The organism is uncultured Methanobrevibacter sp., assembly GCF_937906425.1.
Classification (GTDB): Archaea; Methanobacteriota; Methanobacteria; order Methanobacteriales; family Methanobacteriaceae; genus Methanobrevibacter.
The window spans coordinates 1-1,951 of record NZ_CALCYR010000020.1 but is presented as its reverse complement, the minus strand read 5'-3'; the positions used below and the strand labels follow the sequence as shown (position 1 = coordinate 1,951).

At 30.6% G+C, this 1,951-nt stretch carries 2 protein-coding genes; both read left to right on the top strand.

All coding sequences use genetic code 11. The annotated features are described in order from the left end of the window. The first annotated feature begins 221 nt into the window (after positions 1-221). Positions 222-980 (top strand): alpha/beta hydrolase, encoded by a 759-nt coding sequence (locus tag Q0138_RS00810; RefSeq protein ID WP_297979595.1) that lies wholly within the window; start codon positions 222-224, stop codon positions 978-980. A gap of 95 nt (positions 981-1,075) precedes the next feature. Then, positions 1,076-1,687, top strand: a complete 612-nt coding sequence (locus Q0138_RS00805) for a class I SAM-dependent methyltransferase (RefSeq protein ID WP_297979592.1) — start codon at positions 1,076-1,078, stop codon at positions 1,685-1,687. Positions 1,688-1,951 lie beyond the last annotated feature (264 nt).

Here is a 1,951-nt window from a genome sequence, read left to right as displayed (position 1 = left end):
AGTTCAGACGTGTGCTCTTCCGATCTCTTTCAACAGAATGGGATAAAAAATTTGAATTAATTGATACAGTTACCCATAAAAAGGTAACCTTTCATAATAGGTTCGGTATATATTTAGCAGGAGATTTATATGAGCCAAAAGAACAAACCGGAAAATTACCAGCCATAGCAGTTTGTGGTCCATTTGGTTGAGTAAAGGAACAATCATCAGGGTTATATGCCATGAAATTAGCTGAACGAGGTTTTATAACTTTAGCTTTTGATCCTTCATTTACGGGAGAAAGTGGAGGAGAACCAAGATTCTTAAACTCACCAGATGCAAATACCGAAGACTTTTCAGCTGCTGTTGATTATTTATCAATCAAAGAAAATGTAGATCCAGAAAAAATAGGTATTATAGGTATATGCGGATGGGGAGGATATGCTTTAAATTGTGCAGCACAAGATCCAAGAATAAAGGCGACTGTAACTTCTACTATGTATGATATGAGTCGACTTACTGCTTTAGGCTATAATGATTCGACAACTGAAGATCAAAGATATGAAACTAAAAAAAAATTATGTGAACAAAGAATAGAAGATTATAAAAAGGGTACATATAAAAGAGCAGGAGGACTACCAGATAAATGCCCAGATGATGCACCTTTATTCCTTAAACAATATTGTGATTATTATAAGACTCCAAGAGGGTACCATAAAAATTCAGCAAATTCTAATGATGGATGGATTGCTACTGCTAGTCTTTCTTTGATGAACACTAAATTATTAGAATATGCTCATGAAATTAGAAACGCTGTTCTTGTAATACATGGTGAATTAGCTCATTCGCTCTATTTCAGTAAAACAGCTTTCGAAAAATTAAAGGGGGATAATAAGGAATTACTGATTATTCCTGGAGCTTATCATTGCGATTTGTATGATAATCTCAAATTTATCCCTTTTGATAAAATTACTGATTTTATGAAAAAATATTTAGTATAAATATCTAAATATTTGTGGTATATTATTAAATTAATTAAACCATTAATTATTTTATGACTTGTTAATTCAAACACTTATTTTATTGGAGGGATATGATGGCAAATAAGACTGGCATGTTACCTGCTAATGGACATAGGATTCAAGGTAGGTCAAGCGAATCATTTTTAAATGCTCATGATATTATTATGGAATTAAACCTTAATGGTGATGAAGTATTTATGGATGCAGGATGTGGAGACGGACATGCTGCACTTGAGGCTGTTGAAATTTTAGGTGATGATGCAACCATTTATGCGGTTGACATTTATGAACCTTCCATTGAAGACTTGCAAAAGGCTGTTGTTGAGAAAGGATTAAAAAATCTTATTCCATTATGCGCTGACATTCCAGATTCAATTGATATTGAAGATGATACTGTTGATGTTATTCTTTTAATCAATGTATGGCATGGATTCAAGGCAACCAGAAGAATGGATGATGCTATTGAAGAGTTAAAAAGAATTCTTAAACCTGGTGGAAAACTTGCTATTATGGATTATAAAAAACAGGAAGCAAGACATGGTCCTCCTATAACTGTTAGAAGCAGTCCAGAAGACTTGGAAGAAATCTTTAAGGAACATGGCATGAGTTTATTCTCCTTAAATCCGGACACTGGAGAGGACATTCCTCAAGGAAAATCTCATTATTTAATTGTATTTCAAAAATAGCTAAAAATTGCTTTTTTAAAAATAATTTTTTTCAATTATTTTTATTTTTTTTATTAATTCTTCTTTTTTTTAATTTCTAAAAGTAGTTAGTTATTTTTTTAAAAATAATTAGTTATTTTATTATTTATTTTTTAATTTATTCTTTTTTTTTAATTTCTAAAAGTAGTTAGTTATTCTTTTTTTAAAAATAAGTAGTAATTTTATAAATCTTAATAATCTTATAAATTTGTTTTTTAGATCGGAAGAGCGTCGTGTAGGGAAAGA